The sequence below is a fragment of the Rhizobium sp. CB2179 genome, assembly GCF_057653455.1.
In genome coordinates, this window is the sequence record NZ_CM172781.1 from 3,720,178 (window position 1) to 3,735,700 (window position 15,523).

16 protein-coding genes are annotated in these 15,523 nt (G+C 61.4%); 14 read left to right on the top strand and 2 right to left on the bottom strand.

Annotation, left to right across the window (positions count from 1 at the left end):
* Positions 1–52: 52 nt before the first annotated feature.
* The 7 genes from gap to AC244Q_RS18490 all read left to right on the top strand — a co-directional run bounded on the left by gap (position 53) and on the right by AC244Q_RS18490 (position 8,070).
* Positions 53–1,063 (top strand): type I glyceraldehyde-3-phosphate dehydrogenase, encoded by a 1,011-nt coding sequence (gene gap, locus AC244Q_RS18460; protein ID WP_012758881.1) that lies wholly within the window; start codon positions 53–55, stop codon positions 1,061–1,063.
* Positions 1,064–1,414: 351 nt separating this feature from the next.
* Complete coding sequence (locus AC244Q_RS18465; protein WP_003552580.1) at positions 1,415–1,729, top strand: hypothetical protein; 315 nt, start codon at positions 1,415–1,417, stop codon at positions 1,727–1,729.
* A gap of 189 nt (positions 1,730–1,918) precedes the next feature.
* Positions 1,919–2,098, top strand: coding sequence for a hypothetical protein (locus AC244Q_RS18470; protein WP_012758883.1), 180 nt, complete (start codon positions 1,919–1,921; stop codon positions 2,096–2,098).
* A gap of 493 nt (positions 2,099–2,591) precedes the next feature.
* Positions 2,592–4,466 carry a potassium/proton antiporter gene (locus AC244Q_RS18475; protein ID WP_012758884.1) on the top strand — a complete coding sequence of 625 codons (1,875 nt, stop codon included), beginning with the start codon at positions 2,592–2,594 and terminating at the stop codon, positions 4,464–4,466.
* Between the two features lie 70 nt (positions 4,467–4,536).
* Entirely contained in the window at positions 4,537–5,739 is a 1,203-nt protein-coding gene (locus tag AC244Q_RS18480) for a phosphoglycerate kinase (protein ID WP_206641049.1), read from the top strand.
* 225 nt (positions 5,740–5,964) lie between these two features.
* A complete protein-coding gene (locus tag AC244Q_RS18485) occupies positions 5,965–6,990 on the top strand; it encodes a class I fructose-bisphosphate aldolase (RefSeq protein WP_012758886.1) in 1,026 nt (341 codons plus the stop codon).
* A gap of 156 nt (positions 6,991–7,146) precedes the next feature.
* A complete protein-coding gene (locus tag AC244Q_RS18490) occupies positions 7,147–8,070 on the top strand; it encodes a PhzF family phenazine biosynthesis protein (RefSeq protein ID WP_113548451.1) in 924 nt (307 codons plus the stop codon).
* A gap of 46 nt (positions 8,071–8,116) precedes the next feature.
* On the opposite strand, the gene AC244Q_RS18495 is transcribed toward AC244Q_RS18490, so the two are convergent.
* Complete coding sequence (locus tag AC244Q_RS18495; protein ID WP_003542801.1) at positions 8,117–8,281, bottom strand: hypothetical protein; 165 nt, start codon at positions 8,279–8,281, stop codon at positions 8,117–8,119.
* A gap of 173 nt (positions 8,282–8,454) precedes the next feature.
* Here AC244Q_RS18495 and AC244Q_RS18500 point away from each other — a divergent pair, with 173 nt between their 5' ends.
* The 3 genes from AC244Q_RS18500 to rcdA all read left to right on the top strand — a co-directional run bounded on the left by AC244Q_RS18500 (position 8,455) and on the right by rcdA (position 10,893).
* Positions 8,455–9,753 carry an MFS transporter gene (locus AC244Q_RS18500; protein WP_012758888.1) on the top strand — a complete coding sequence of 433 codons (1,299 nt, stop codon included), beginning with the start codon at positions 8,455–8,457 and terminating at the stop codon, positions 9,751–9,753.
* Between the two features lie 41 nt (positions 9,754–9,794).
* A complete protein-coding gene (locus AC244Q_RS18505) occupies positions 9,795–9,986 on the top strand; it encodes a DUF1192 domain-containing protein (protein WP_012758889.1) in 192 nt (63 codons plus the stop codon).
* 391 nt (positions 9,987–10,377) lie between these two features.
* Positions 10,378–10,893 carry a protease adaptor protein RcdA gene (gene rcdA / locus AC244Q_RS18510; protein WP_003542804.1) on the top strand — a complete coding sequence of 172 codons (516 nt, stop codon included), beginning with the start codon at positions 10,378–10,380 and terminating at the stop codon, positions 10,891–10,893.
* Between the two features lie 189 nt (positions 10,894–11,082).
* On the opposite strand, the gene rpmE is transcribed toward rcdA, so the two are convergent.
* A complete protein-coding gene (gene rpmE, locus AC244Q_RS18515; RefSeq protein WP_003542805.1) occupies positions 11,083–11,304 on the bottom strand; it encodes a 50S ribosomal protein L31 in 222 nt (73 codons plus the stop codon).
* A gap of 192 nt (positions 11,305–11,496) precedes the next feature.
* Between rpmE and AC244Q_RS18520 the strand changes: the two genes are divergently transcribed.
* The 4 genes from AC244Q_RS18520 to AC244Q_RS18535 all read left to right on the top strand — a co-directional run bounded on the left by AC244Q_RS18520 (position 11,497) and on the right by AC244Q_RS18535 (position 15,520).
* On the top strand, positions 11,497–13,299 hold the full coding sequence (locus AC244Q_RS18520; RefSeq protein WP_113548450.1) for an ABC transporter transmembrane domain-containing protein: 1,803 nt from the start codon (positions 11,497–11,499) through the stop codon (positions 13,297–13,299).
* A gap of 143 nt (positions 13,300–13,442) precedes the next feature.
* On the top strand, positions 13,443–14,435 hold the full coding sequence (locus tag AC244Q_RS18525) for a Bug family tripartite tricarboxylate transporter substrate binding protein (protein ID WP_113548449.1): 993 nt from the start codon (positions 13,443–13,445) through the stop codon (positions 14,433–14,435).
* Positions 14,436–14,720: 285 nt separating this feature from the next.
* Positions 14,721–14,909 (top strand): YegP family protein, encoded by a 189-nt coding sequence (locus AC244Q_RS18530; RefSeq protein ID WP_003552601.1) that lies wholly within the window; start codon positions 14,721–14,723, stop codon positions 14,907–14,909.
* A 272-nt stretch (positions 14,910–15,181) separates the two neighbouring features.
* On the top strand, positions 15,182–15,520 hold the full coding sequence (locus AC244Q_RS18535; RefSeq protein WP_017995112.1) for a YciI family protein: 339 nt from the start codon (positions 15,182–15,184) through the stop codon (positions 15,518–15,520).
* The last annotated feature ends 3 nt before the right edge of the window (positions 15,521–15,523 follow it).

The following is a 15,523-nucleotide window of genomic DNA, read 5'->3' on the forward strand; positions in this document are numbered from 1 at the left end:
CTCAATTCCAGGCCCTCACTATCGGGCCCTACTCTATCGGGAGTGAATGAACATGACAGTCAAGGTTGCCATCAACGGTTTCGGCCGCATCGGCCGCAACGTCCTTCGCGCCATCGTCGAATCCGGCCGCACCGACATCGAAGTCGTCGCCATCAACGATCTCGGCCCGGTTGAAACCAACGCCCACCTTTTGCGTTACGATTCGATCCACGGCCGCTTCCCGGCAACGGTGAAGGTCGAGGGCGACTCGATCATCGTCGGCAACGGCAAGCCGATCAAGGTCACGGCGATCAAGGATCCGGCAACGCTTCCGCACCGCGAACTCGGCGTCGACATCGCGATGGAATGCACCGGCATCTTCACCGCCCGCGACAAGGCTGCCGCTCACCTGACGGCCGGCGCCAAGCGCGTCATCGTCTCGGCGCCCGCCGATGGTGCCGACCTGACGGTCGTCTTCGGCGTCAACCATGACCAGCTTACCAAGGAGCACTTGGTCATCTCCAACGCTTCCTGCACCACCAACTGCCTAGTGCCGGTTGTGAAGGTTCTCGACGACGCCGTCGGCATTGACCACGGCTTCATGACGACCATCCACTCCTACACCGGCGACCAGCCGACGCTCGACACGATGCACAAGGACCTGTATCGCGCCCGCGCGGCCGCCCTTTCCATGATCCCGACCTCGACGGGTGCAGCCAAGGCAGTCGGCCTCGTTCTGCCGCATCTGAAGGGCAAACTCGACGGCACCTCGATCCGCGTTCCGACTCCGAACGTTTCCGTCGTCGACTTCAAGTTCGTCGCCAAGAAGGCGACCAGCGTTGGTGAAATCAACGAAGCCATCATGGCTGCTGCCAACGGCAAGCTGAAGGGCATCCTCGGCTACACCGACGAGCCGCTCGTCTCCCGTGACTTCAACCACGACAGCCACTCCTCGATCCTCGCGACCGATCAGACCAAGGTCATGGAAGGCAACTTCGTGCGCGTCCTGTCCTGGTACGACAACGAGTGGGGCTTCTCCAGCCGCATGTCCGACACGGCAGTCGCTTTCGCCAAGCTCATCTGAGCGCTCTTGAGGCATCGACATGCAAAGCGGCCCGGGAAACCGGGCCGCTTTTTGTTGCAGTGCCTTCCGAAGGAAACCAGCCTTCCCCGCACCGAAGCAACGCCAGGAAAAGTGCGAAGCGGTTTTCCGTCCGCAGTTGCGTAAAAACAAAAAGTTGGAGCGGTTCTGCGCTTCGATGAGAAGCTGAACCGCTCCGCCATCTTTTCGTCCATTGCCCCGATGAGATCTGCTAGAATACGTCACCCTGGACATTCGAAATGCCCAGTTTCCTCGCGCATTGGCCACCGGCCAGGCGCGGCCACGCCAATACGTGCGGTAGCGCTGTCGCCCGCATGAAAATGAGAGAGATGGATGGATTACTTTACCGTTGAAATCGCCGGCCGCGCCGTTGCCAGTTTCCGCTCGGAAAATCACGAGGAAGCGACGCATTTCTTCGAGGCGGAAGACTTTCGCGACGATCTGACCGTCCTGGAATCCGAAGGCAAGCCTCTCTGGGACCGCAAAGCGGCCCTGAGCCTGCGCAAGGCGACCACCGAGGAAGCAAGCGAAGTCGAGCATGCCTATGAATTCGACGACGATCCCGAACGGACGATCGAGGACGAGTTCGTCGTTTTCCTGGTCCCGGTCGCGGATCTGACCGACGAGGGCGAGGACACAGAAGACTGACCAACGATCCGCACCGGGTTCGATAAGGCGCCGTTCTCAGGACAGGATGGCGGTGCAGTTGAGGCTGCCTCGGGGTTCGAATTCGATCGGCGTCTCTGCACGGATTGGTAATCCGCTGGCCAAGCGTGCTAGATTGAGCAAATACGCAGCGCTGCACAATGGCTAAAGTGAGCCAAGTGGAGGTGATAAATGGCAGAGGCACAAAAACGCTTGTCCCACACCACCCTCAAACGGCGGCAACGGTTTCACCCCAAGCGGGACGTCAGACCTGCCGTGTTGGCGAAGGCCAATCGTCTGGTCATCTGGGTCGCCGCCCTCATTGGCCTCTCGTTTCTCGCCATCGTCATATTTCAGGCAGTGTTGGGATAGCAGAGCAAGGGTCGGCCGCTTCTGGCACAAAACGACAGCCGGCTGCTCTCGCTAGGCGGCAGGCATTTCCACCCGATATCGAAAAATCTCAGCGTTCATTTCCACGCTCTTCGCATAGGCGCCTGCAATCCATTCTTCCCGTCATTGGACAAGGCAAACGGGCCGCATGAAAGGAGGAGGGTGTCTTATTCTGTTGCCATTCGCAGATACGGGCAGGAAAAATCCGTGCCTGTCTCTTTTGCCCTGCTCTCGCCTGATTTTCCTATACATTCTTTATAGAGAATTTCTCCCGTAGCATTCCGTGTCGGTTGGCCGTCCGGCAGCCGTTCAGCAGCATGAAGCAGCATCGCGACGAGGTTAAGCCGCAAGGCCTACCCTTCTCTGACGTTTTGCCGTTTACTGACGGATCGCAGCGCGTGATGGAGGGGTTGAATAAAGGCGGATCGGCCGGGGGTGGCTGTGTTCGCGAAGCAGTCGATTGAAAGGGGTGGGCATGGAAGCGTTCTATATCGTGGTGCTGGTTTCGACGGCGCTCGTGCTTCTTGCCGCTTTTTCGAGCCTGCTCGCCTTCCGCTTCGGCGCCCCCCTGCTGCTGCTCTTCCTGATGATCGGCCTTGCTGCCGGCGTCGATGGTCTCGGCATCGAGTTCAGCAATAATTATCTCGCCTATATTCTCGGCTCCATTGCGCTGGCCGTGATCCTCTTCGATTCCGGCTTCGGCACGCCGATGCAGGCCTTTCGGCTCGCGGCCGTGCCCTCTCTGGCGCTCGCCTCGGTCGGCGTGCTGATCACCGCCTCGCTCTTTGCCTTCGCCGCCATGTGGCTTTTGAATTTCACCTGGCTGGAAGGCCTGTTGCTCGGCTCGATCGTCGCATCGACCGATGCCGCCGCCGTCTTCTTCCTGCTGCGCATCGGCGGCATCAACATCCGCGACAAGGTGCGCTCGACGCTGGAGGTCGAATCCGGCACCAACGACCCGATGGCGATCTTCCTCACCATCGCCCTCGTCGAGGTGCTGGCGAGCGGCGAGCGTTATGCCGGCATCAATATCGGCATGCTCGCCATGTTCGTGCAGCAGATGGGCCTCGGCGTCATTCTCGGTCTGCTCGGCGGCATGATGATCGTGCTGATCGTCAGCAGGCTCGATACCGATCGCGGCCTGACACCGATCTTTGTGCTGGCGCTCGCTCTTCTCGTATTTTCCTTCACCGGCGCGGTTGGCGGCAGCGGCTTCCTCGCCGTCTATGTCGCCGGCATCTACGCCGGAAACCGCAAGATGCAGGCGATCGGCACCATCAAGCGCTTCCAGGACGGCATGACCTGGCTGGCGCAGATCATCATGTTCCTGGTGCTCGGCCTGCTCGCCACGCCATCGCAATTTCCTGTCATCATCGTGCCGGCCATCCTGCTCGCCCTCTTCCTGATCTTCGTCGCCCGGCCGTTGGCGATCTGGCTGTCGCTGCTTCCCTTCGATTACACGCAGCAGGAAATCGGCTTCGTTGCCTGGGTCGGCCTGCGCGGCGCCGTCTCCATCCTGCTTGCCATCATGCCGATCCTCGGCGGGCTTGAGAACGGCCAGATCTATTTCAATACCGCCTTCATCATCGTGCTGGTCTCGCTGCTCCTCCAGGGCTGGACAATCAAGCCCGTCGCCAAGAAGCTCGGCCTCATCATTCCGCCGCGCATCGGCGCCGTCGACAAGGTCGAGGTCGACCTGCCGGGCGCGGCCAACCACGAACTGCTCTCCTACCGCGTCATCAAGGATAGCCCGGTACTGCGCGGCGAGCGCATTCCACGCTGGGCGACCCCGTCGCTCGTCATCCGCGACGGCAAGTCCATGCGCTACCAATATGCCGGGCGGCTGCGCGAGCACGATCTCGTCTATCTCTTCATCGTGCCGAGCTATTCCCGCCTGCTTGACCGGCTCTTCGCCAGCCGGGCGCCTGTCGATGACGACGATGCCGAATTCTTCGGGGCCTTCGCGCTCTCCCCCGCCCGCCCCGCCGCCGATCTCGATGCTGCCTATGGCCCCGGCCTGCTCAACGAATCCGAAAGGGGCCTGACGATCGCCGAATTGATGCGGCAGCGCCTCGGCGGCAAGGCCGACTATGCCGACCGCGTCCGCCTCGGCTCGATCATCCTCATCGTCCGCGATCTCGACGAGCACGATCACATCACCTCCGTCGGCATGTCGCTCGAAGCAGTCGAACCGGCAATTACGCTGCCGATCTTCCTCAATCTCAAGGACATCACCCAGCGCATCCGCGACCGGCTGAATGGACGCCGGAACCGGGAAACCGCAGCCTCCGAAAGCCCCCCGAAACCGCCGGCCGGACGCGACGAAGGCACACGCGAAAACGGCCGCTGAACGCCTTGCGTCTCGAATGATCCTTGCTATGTTCGGCGCAACTTTCGCCAACCACGACAGGATCCTCCCCATGCCTTCTTTCAAGACCCTCGACGATCTTTCCGACATCCGCGGCAAGCGCGTTCTCGTCCGCGTCGACCTCAACGTCCCGGTGAAAGACGGCAAGGTCACCGATGTGACGCGCATCGAACGTGTGGCGCCGACCATCCTCGAATTGTCCGAAAAGGGTGCCAAGGTGATCCTGCTGGCCCATTTCGGCCGGCCGAAGGATGGCCCGTCGCCGGATCTGTCGCTGTCGCTGATCGCCCCTTCCGTCGAGGAAGTGCTTGATCATGCCGTGCTGACGGCCTCCGACTGCATCGGCGAAGCCGCCGCCTCCGCCGTTGCCGCGATGAATGACGGCGATATTCTGCTTTTGGAAAACACCCGCTTCCACAAGGGCGAGGAAAACAACGACTCCAACTTCACCAAGACGCTTGCCGCCAACGGCGATATCTACGTCAACGACGCCTTTTCGGCCGCCCACCGCGCCCATGCCTCGACCGAAGGCCTTGCCCACCACCTGCCGGCCTATGCCGGCCGCACCATGCAGGCCGAGCTGGAGGCGCTGGAAAAGGGCCTCGGCGAACCGGCTCGCCCTGTTGTTGCGATCGTCGGCGGCGCCAAGGTCTCCACCAAGATCGACCTGTTGATGAACCTCGTGAAGAAGGTCGATGCGCTCGTTATCGGTGGTGGCATGGCCAATACCTTCATCGCCGCCCGCGGCACCAATGTCGGCAAGTCGCTCTGCGAACACGATCTCGCCGAAACCGCCAAGCAGATCATGATCGAGGCCGCGACCGCCGGCTGCGCCATCATCCTGCCCGAGGATGGCGTGATTGCCCGCGAGTTCAAGGCGGGCGCCGCCAACGAGACTGTCGATATCAACGCCATTCCCGCCGATGCCATGGTGCTCGATGTCGGCCCGAAATCCATCGAGGCCATCAACGCCTGGATCGAGCGTGCCGCAACCCTGGTCTGGAACGGCCCGCTCGGCGCCTTCGAGATCGAACCCTTCGATGCCGCAACGGTCGCTGCTGCGAAATACGCCGCTGGGCGCACGGTAGCCGGCAAGCTCACCTCCGTTGCCGGCGGTGGCGACACCGTCTCGGCGCTCAACCATGCCGGCGTTGCCGACGATTTCACCTACGTCTCGACCGCCGGCGGCGCCTTCCTCGAATGGATGGAAGGCAAAGAGCTTCCCGGTGTCGCCGTCCTCACCGCTGCTAGATAGTTGCCAAGATTGATTTCGCAGATTTTACATGTGGATAGACCGTGGAAGAAAAAACAGCTTCCGCGGTCTTTTGCTCAGAGGACGAAAAAAATCCCAACTTTCAAACGATTGAATTGAATTCAATCGTTTCAATGACTTAGCCTTCCATTTTCCTCCCTATAAACTTCTGTTATCCGCGTTCTATATTCCTGAAGTGCCGATATTTATTGTTGTGGAGAGAACGAAATGAGCGAACGACTGGAAGACATTGCAGTGCAGATGGTTACGGGCGGCCGGGGGCTGCTCGCCGCCGATGAATCGACCTCCACCATCAAGAAGCGTTTCGACGCGATCAATCTCGAATCGACCGAAACCAGCCGGCGCGACTATCGCGAAATGCTCTTCCGCTCCGACGAGGCGATGAAGAAATATATCTCCGGCGTCATCCTCTTCGAGGAGACGCTGTTCCAGAAGGCGGCGGACGGTACGCCCTTCGTCGATATCATCCGCGCCGCCGGCGCCATTCCCGGCATCAAGGTCGATACCGGCGCCAAGCCGATGGCCAAATATCCGGCTGAAACCATCACTGAGGGCCTCGACGGTCTCGGCGAGCGCCTTGCCAGATATTATGAAGCCGGCGCCCGCTTCGCCAAGTGGCGCGGCGTCATCGCCATCTCGTCAACCTTGCCGACCCGCGGCTCCGTCCGCGCCAACGCTCAGGCGCTTGCTCGTTATGCCGCACTTTGCCAAGAGGCCGGGATCGTTCCGATCGTCGAGCCGGAATGCCTGATGGACGGCAAACCGGGCGACCACAATATCGACCGCTGCGCCGAAGTGACCGAATCCACGCTGCGCATCGTCTTCGAAGAACTGGCCGATGCCCGCGTCAACCTCGAAGGCATGATCCTGAAGCCGAACATGGTGATCGACGGCAAGAACGCCCGCAAGGCCTCGGTCGCGGAAGTTGCCGAGCGCACCGTCAAGGTGCTGAAGGCGACCGTTCCGCCCGCTGTTCCGGGCATCGCCTTCCTATCCGGCGGCCAGACGACCGAAGAAGCGACAGCCCATCTTTCGGCGATCAATGCCAGCGGCGACCTGCCCTGGTTCGTCACCTTCTCCTACGGCCGCGCCCTGCAGGACAGCGCGCTCAAGGCCTGGAACGGCAAGCAGGAAAACGTCGCTGCCGGCCAGCGCGAATTCACCCACCGCGCCGAGATGAACAGCCTCGCCGCCAAGGGCAACTGGAAGAAGGACCTGGAAAAGGCCGCCTGAGTTTTTGGAGCCTTGAACGTTGGGCAGGGAGCGGCGAACGCAGCTTCCTGCCCTCTCCGCCGTTTCTTTTCCTCCGATTGTCACGGCGACAAGAAACCGCTTCGTTCCCTCGAAAACCGTGACTACTCATAGCGCCCTGTCACAACAGGAGCCGCCATGAACACCCTCTCCTACGTCACCGTCGATGTCTTCACCTCCACCCGCTTCGAGGGCAATCCGCTTGCCGTCATTTCCGATGCGCGCGGTCTGAGCGACGCGGCGATGCAAAAGATCGCCACCGAGTTCAATTATTCCGAAGTCACCTTCGTCCTGCCGCCGGAAGACCCGCAAAATTCCGCCCGCGTGCGCATCTTCACCCCGACGATGGAAATACCCTTTGCCGGCCATCCGAATGTCGGCACAGCCTATGTGATCGGCCAACAGGCGGAGATCTTCGGCAAGCCAGTCGGCGATACGCTGCGTTTCGAGGAAAAGGCCGGCATCGTCGAAGTCAGCCTGAAACGCGAGGGCGGAAGGGTTGCTGCTGCCGCCATCCGCGCGCCGCAGCCGCTGACGATCGGCGACACCATAGCCGCGGAAACCGTCGCCGGCTGTGTCTCGCTCGACCCCGGCGCCATCGTCAACACCACCCATGCCCCGGTCTTTGTCTCGGTCGGGCTGAACTTCGCCGTCGCAGAACTGAACGGGCTCGAAGGGCTGGCCGCCGCCCGCCCGAACCTTGCCGGGTTTCAGGCAGCTGCCGGCCGCCAGACGACCAGCGGCCACGACTTCTCGCTCTTCGTCTACGTGAGGACAGCCGAAAATCCATGGAGTATTCGCGCCCGCATGTTCGCGCCACTCGATAACGTGCCCGAAGATCCGGCAACGGGCAGCGCGTCAGCTGCGCTTGGCGCCTATCTCGTCTCGCTTGCGCCGGAGGCCGACATGAACGCCCGCATCACCATTGAACAGGGCGTCGAAATGGGCCGCCGCAGCGTCATCACTCTTGATGTCGCGAAATCCGACGGCATCGTCACCGATGTGGTCATCTCGGGAGGCTGCGTTTCCGTCATGCGCGGAGAAATCAGTTTGCAGGACTGACGGTCGCAGGTCGGCCGTAATCCCCGGGTTACATATAATCCAAGGATTACATCAGGAAATCGCGCGAAAGCAGAGCCACCGCCCAGACCGCGAAAGCGATCAGCGCGAGCTTCCAGAAATCCATCCGCCGCCTGAGGCCGGGAAGCCCGAGCGGCTTGATCACCTGTATCGCCATGGCAAGGATGAGCAGCAAGGCTATCAGCTTTGTCATGCTTTATTTTTTCCGTTTTTCGGAATGTCACAGGACGGACATTTTTCCGCGCGAACAAGAGGATCTCGACACGCCGTAAAGATATTCCGGGGCACAATCAATCATCTTGAGGCTGGGCTGAGGCAGGTCTTGCCTTATGTCCATTGCAAATCGCTAAGACCGAGTCTGGGGAAATGAAGAGAAATCTGCTGTCCGTCGCCGCGTTGCTCTTTGGCACGCTCTTCCTTTTCATGGGCAACGGCCTGCAGGGCATCCTGCTCCCCGTCCGCGGCAATCTCGAAGGCTACGCAACGACGACGCTCGGCCTGCTCGGCACCTCATGGGCCGGGGGCTTCGTCATCGGTTGCCTGGTTGCGCCGAAGATCGTGCGCCGCGTCGGCCATGTGCGTGCCTTTTCGGGCTTCATCTCGATCATCGCCATCATCGCGCTGGTCAGCGGTATCATCATCGATCCGGTCTGGTGGGTGGTCCTGCGCGCCGTCACCGGCTTCTCCACTGCCGGTACGTCGATGATCATCGAAAGCTGGCTGAACGAGCGCGCCAGCAACGAGAGCCGCGGCATGATCTTCTCGCTCTATATCGGCATCACACTACTTGGCGTCGTCGGCGGCCAGATGATGATCCCGCTCGAGGATGTGCGCACGCCGGTTCTGTTCATGATCTGCGGCATCTTCTATTGCATCGCCATGCTGCCGACGACGCTGTCGACCGCTGCTTCGCCGCAGCCGCTGAAGGCGGTGCGCCTCGACCTGCCGGCGCTCTATCGCAACTCGCCGGTCTCCTGCCTCGGCATCCTGCTCGTCGGCATCGCCAACGGCGCCTACGGCACGCTCGGCGCCGTCTTCGGCGCCGGCGCCGGCCTGTCCGACACCAACATCGCCGTCATGATGAGCGCCACCATCTTCGCCGGGGCGGTGATGCAGCTGCCGGCCGGCCGGCTTTCCGACCGCATCGACCGGCGCTACGTGCTCGCCGCCATGTCGGGGATCGCCGCCCTTGCCGGCTTGCTGATCTTTCTGCTCCACCCGACGTCCCCCGCCTTGCTGATCGGGCTTGTGGTCCTCTACGGCGCGGTGGCGAATACGCTCTATCCGATCGCCGTCGCCCACGCGAACGACTTCGCGGCCTCGGAGGATTTCGTCAAGGTCTCCGGCGGCTTGCTGCTGCTTTACGGCATCGGCACGATGATCGGCCCGACGCTCAGCGGTCCCGTCATGTCGGCGATCACCCCGCATGCGCTTTTCCTCGTCACCGCCATCGCCCATGTGCTGATCACGGTTTACGCCATCATCAGGAGCCGCATCCGCGCCGCCGTGCCGGCCAGCGACCGCGACGCCTACACGACGATCCCGACCGGCACCTCGCAGATGCTGACACCGCAAAGCATGTCGCTTGCCGATCGCGGCGCCGGCAAACCTCCCGAAACGGAAAAGTCTCCCGAAAGCGGCGATCCTGCTGTAAAGTTCGGCTAGAACAATTCCAGCAAAAGTGCGCAGCGAACGGAGGACGAACCATGAGCTTCATCGATGACGAGCGGCCGCAGAAGAAAGTCGCCCATGAGATCGGCGCGGATCTCTCCATGCTTTCGGTCGACGAATTGAAGGGGCGGGTGGAATTGCTGAAGACGGAGATCGCACGCCTCGAGGCCGAGGCCGGTCGCAAGGCCTCCGGGCGGCAGGCAGCGGAAAGCTTCTTCCGCTCGTGATCCGCTAAAAACTCCGAAAAACAAGGCTATGGGCGGATAAAACAGCTAGCCCCAAGTCTTAATTCAGCACAATGTTAATAAAATATTAAGCTTTATAAGGTATTACTATATTCATCCGGATTTCCTCTGGATCTCAGACAGTTTTCCAAGCGGTGAATTGGTCTGATTTTTCTCCCTGTTTTACCTTGAGAGCCGCGTTTGCGGCTCTTCTTTTTCCTATGGCCGGCGCACTTCCACGAAACTGTGGAGATTAACCCTTTCTTAAGAAACGGCTTGCGCATTTGGGCTAATGATACCATCTTAAAGTCATAAAGACCGGGCCTGGAAACTTTTCCGTCGGTGCCGGCGTTACCTGAATATATGTAGCTGCGTGCGAACAGGAACTATTGCGATGTCGGAAGTTGGATTGAACACGATCAGTTTTGCAGGCCGCGCCGCTGCATCCTCGCAGTTCAAGGCACTTTACGCGGAAGGCATGTCGCTGGTCGAAGAGACTGCCGCCTATCTCGACGGCCAGGGCCGCGCCGCCTCCAAGGTTCTGCCGCGGATGGCCTCGGTTCTCTACGCCGCGGAATCGATGCGTCTCACCACCCGCCTGATGCAGATGGCTTCCTGGCTGCTGTTGCAGCGCGCCGTCAACAATGGCGAAATGTCCCGTGACCAGGTGCTGGCCGAAAAGAACAAGGTTCGCCTCGACGGCTTTAACGTCGACCGCGCCGCACCCGGCTGGGGTGATCTGCCGGAATCCTTCCGCGACTTGGTCGAACGCTCGTTGCGTCTGCAGAACCGCATTGCCCTGCTTGACCGCGAGATCTACCGCCCGTCCGAAGCAGTGATCGTTCATGATAATCAGAACAGCGTCCAGGCCCAGCTGTCCCTGCTGCAGACCGCCTTCGGCAACAACTGACCAGATCTGCAAGAATTCGATATGAACCGGCTGCGTCTTACGCGGCCGGTTTTTTGTTTGCCGCTGAACACCGGCATTGCTGAAACGTCCTTTGCGCGTACGAAAAGACGCGCGGCACTGTAAGCCATTGCCAACGCAAAAAAGCCCGGCAAAACCGGGCTCTCTTCGAATTCCGTCGAGCAGAAGCGATTAGAGGCCGAGGCCGCCGAAACGCTTGTTGAACTTGGAAACGCGGCCACCGCGGTCCATGAGCTGCTGGTTGCCGCCGGTCCAGGCCGGATGCGACTTGGAATCGATTTCGAGGTTCATGACAGCGCCTTCCGAACCCCAGGTCGAGCGGGTTTCGTACTCAGTGCCATCGGTCATGACCACCTTGATCATGTGATATTCGGGATGGATGCCTGCCTTCATAACAATCTTCCTGCGATACCGGAGTTCAATTTGCCGCATGCAGTTGCGGCCAACGAACCGATTGAATAAATGAAGCCGCAGTCGGATGGCTACGGCTTCCCATTAGGATGCGGTGCCTATACATGAAGGACGCCTAGATAACAAGAGCCAACAGGCCGCATTGCGCGGGTCCTGCGGGCGATCGGAGACGATTTGGCAGAGCAGGCACGGGCTGAGGTAAACAACAAGCGATCGCTGCGACCGCTCGGCAGGCTGACACCCTATGTCATGCGTTACCGCGGCCTGGTGGCTGGTGCGCTGATGTCGCTGGCGCTTGCCGCCATCACCTCGCTGGCGCTGCCGCTCGCCGTGCGCCGCATGATCGACCACGGCTTCACCCAGTCGGACGGCCGCTTCATCAACAGCTACTTCGCCATGCTGATGGTCATGGCCATCGTACTCGCGGTCGCCAGCGCGCTGCGCTATTATTTCGTCATCACCATCGGCGAGCGCATCGTCGCCGATCTTCGCCGCGACGTCTTTGCCCATGTGACGCGGCTGTCGCCCTCCTTCTTCGACGTCAACCAGTCCGGCGAGATCGTCTCGCGGCTGACCGCCGATACGACGCAGATCAAGTCCGCCGTCGGCGCCACCGCCTCGGTGGCGCTGAGGAACCTCATCCTCTGTATCGGCGCCATGGGCATGATGATCGTCACCTCGCCGAAGCTTTCGAGCCTCGTCATCGGAGCGATCCCGCTGATCGTCTTCCCGCTGGTCGCCTTCGGCCGCTCGGTGCGCAAACGCTCACGCGCAGCCCAGGACACGCTCGCCGAGGCCTCCGCCTTCGCCAACGAGACGATCGCCGCGACCCGCACCGTCCAGGCCTTCAACGGCGAAGACGCCGCAGCAACGCGTTACGGCACCGCCGTCGAATCCGCCTATGAGGCCGCCCGCGCCGCCATCCGCTCGCGCGCGCTGCTGACGGGGATCGCCATCACGCTGATCTTCGGCAGCGTCGTCGCCGTTCTCTGGGTGGGCGCCCACAGCGTGCTTGCCGGCACGCTCTCGGCCGGCACGCTCGGCCAGTTCCTGCTCTATGCCGTCATCTCCGCCGGTTCGCTGGGCGCGCTTTCCGAGGTCTGGGGCGAACTTTCGCAGGCAGCCGGCGCTGCCGACCGGCTGACCGAACTTCTCGATGAGGTCTCGCCGATCACCGCCCCCGCCAGCCCTGCGCCGCTTCCTTCGCCCAGCCGCGGCCGCGTCGAATTCTCCGGCGTGCATTTCGCCTATCCCTCGCGCCCCGGCAAATCGGCGCTGCATGGCTTAAGCTTCGCGATCACGCCGGGTGAGACGGTCGCCATCGTCGGCCCCTCCGGTGCCGGCAAGAGCACCGTCTTTTCACTGCTGCTGCGCTTCTACGATCCGCAGCAGGGCAGCGTGAAGATCGATGGTGTCGATGCGCAGCTGACGACGCCCGACGAGCTGCGCCAGCGCATCGCCATCGTGCCGCAGGATGTCACCATCTTTGCCGCCTCGATCCATGACAACATCGCCTTCGGCCGTCCCGGCGCCTCGCGTGACGAGGTTCGCGCCGCAGCCCTTGCCGCGCAGGCCGACGAATTCATCGCCCGGCTGGACCAGGGCTACGAGACCGAGGTCGGCGAACGCGGCATCACGCTCTCCGGCGGCCAGCGCCAGCGCATCGCCATCGCCCGCGCCATCCTGAAGAACGCGCCGGTGCTGCTGCTCGACGAGGCGACCTCGGCGCTTGACGCCGAAAGCGAGACCCTGGTGCAGAAGGCGCTCGACGGCCTGGTGGACGGCCGCACGACGCTCGTCATCGCTCATCGCCTGGCAACCGTGCTGAAGGCCGACCGCATTCTCGTCATGGATCAGGGCCGGGTCGTCGAAGAGGGCACGCATCAGAGCCTGATCCGCCATGGCGGCATCTATGCGCGGCTGGCGCGGCTGCAATTCGACGCCGCCAATGAGGATGTGCTCGCCGCCGCGAAATAGCCAGGGCGCACTTCTCCAGCCAACAGCGACTAAAGTCTGAACCCGCCGCGCCTCTCTGCGGTTGTCTTTCGCGCGTCCTGCCCTAACCTCTTCATTCCCCGGGGTGGGGATATTGCTGCTGAAATCCTTGGGAGGAGATAGGAATGGCGCTTTCCGATATGACGCGACGTGCGGGCCTTGCGCTCGGTTTCGGTGTGCTTGCGGCCCTTGCCGTCGGCGCGTCTGCCACCGCTGCGGATTTTCCCGATCGTACGATCACCATGGTCGTCCCCTTCGCGGCCGGCGGCTCGACCGATGTCGTCGCCCGCATCGTCGCGCAGAAGATGTCGGAGGATCTCGGCCAACAAGTGATCGTCCAGAACGTCGCCGGCGCCGGCGGCAATCTCGGCGCCGGTAACGTCGCCCGCGCAGAACCGGACGGTTACACCATCCTGATGGGCACAGTCGCGACCCACGCCCTCAATCCGCTGATCCTGAAATCGACGCCATATGATGCAGAAAAGGACTTCGCACCGATCTCGCTGCTCGTCGTCGTGCCGAATGTGCTGGTCGTCAATCCGGAACTGCCGGCAAAGACCGTGCAGGAGCTGGTCGCGCTGCTGAAGGCCGAGCCAGACAAATACAGCTACGCCTCATCGGGCAACGGCACGCCGTTGCATCTTTCCGGTGAACTCTTCAAGTCCATGGCCGGCGTCAGCATGCAGCACATCCCCTATAAGGGCGCCGGTCCGGCATTGAACGACGTCATCGGCAACCAGGTGCCGATCATGTTCGACAACCTGCCCTCCTCATCGAGCCACATCAAGGCCGGTACTCTGCGGGCGCTGGCGGTGACCACGGCCGAGCGTGCGCCGTCCTTCCCCGACGTGCCGACCGTCGCCGAGTCAGGCATTCCAGGTTACGAGACCTATACCTGGAACGCGCTTTTCGCCCCGGCCAAGACGCCGAACGAAGTGGTGATGCGCCTCAACGCCTCGGCTAAAAAGGCTCTCGCCGACCCAGCTGTCGCTGAACGCATGAAGGAATTCAGCGCCACCATCGTCGGCTCGACGCCGGAAGAACTCGCCGCCCATGTGAAGGCCGAACTCGCCAAATGGGGACCGGTCGTCAAGGGCGCCAACATCCAGATGGAGTGATGCCGAGCATGATGCCGAAAAGTGTGAGCGGCTTTCGGATGACATCATGCTCTATTCTTTAAATGAGAACAGGATTCAGATTTTAGGCCGACCCGGCCTGAAATCATCCTGTTCTCGGCATAGGCGCTGGCGCCCCCTCATTCGCTTGCGTCCAATGGAAACGGTGACAATTGGACGCTAAGCAACCCAATCCTGATTAAGGCAGTGGAAAAGCTCGCCATTTTGATCTAGCCTCCGCTAAGCTGATGGTTGCAATTCAGCGTTTTGGGATTTCGGGAGACATCTATGTATAAATTCGAAGTCTATAAGGATAAGGCCGGCGAGTTCCGCTTCCGCTTCAAAGCATCGAACGGGGAAGCTATGTTCTCGTCAGAGGGCTACAAGGCGAAGGCGTCCGCCATGAGTGCAATCGAATCCATCAAGAAGAACACGCCAAGTGCCGAAATCGTCGATCAGACGAAGGCCGAATCCTGAGCAGACCGGCAGCGGCGGCGTGATTGCCGCCCTGCCCTTTCGCGCCCGTAAGCAGCGCCGGCGCCCTTGAGCTCGGCTCGCTTGCTTGCGATTTCGGGCGCCATTTTTCTTTTTAGCATATTTTTTTGAAAGCCATGTCGAAACGACCGGTGGCCGCGCCTCATTGTTTCGGAACGGCCGCGCCGCTCCGCCGGGCTTCACGGCTTTCGGGATCTCGATCCCCGACATCGGGATGCCCGGATCAACGTCAGCAACGAGATCAGGAGTTTTCCATGCAATATGCTCTCATCATTCGCGAAGCCGCCGAGGATTTCGCTCGCCGCGGCGATCCCGTCTATCGTGACGGCTGGGTCGCCTACAGCCAGGCGCTCGCCCAGGCAGGAATCATGACTGGCGGCGCCGGACTGACAGGCCCGGAGACCGGCACGATCGTGCGCCGCAAAGGCGGGGACCATGATGTTCAGGACGGTCCCTATCCGGAAGGTAAGGAACAGCTCGGCGGCTTCTATCTGATCGACGTCCCCGACATGGACACCGCGCTCGAATGGGCGACCCGCGTTCCGATCTCCGACAAGGGTTCGGTCGAGGTGCGCCCGCGCCTGCAGATGTGAGGC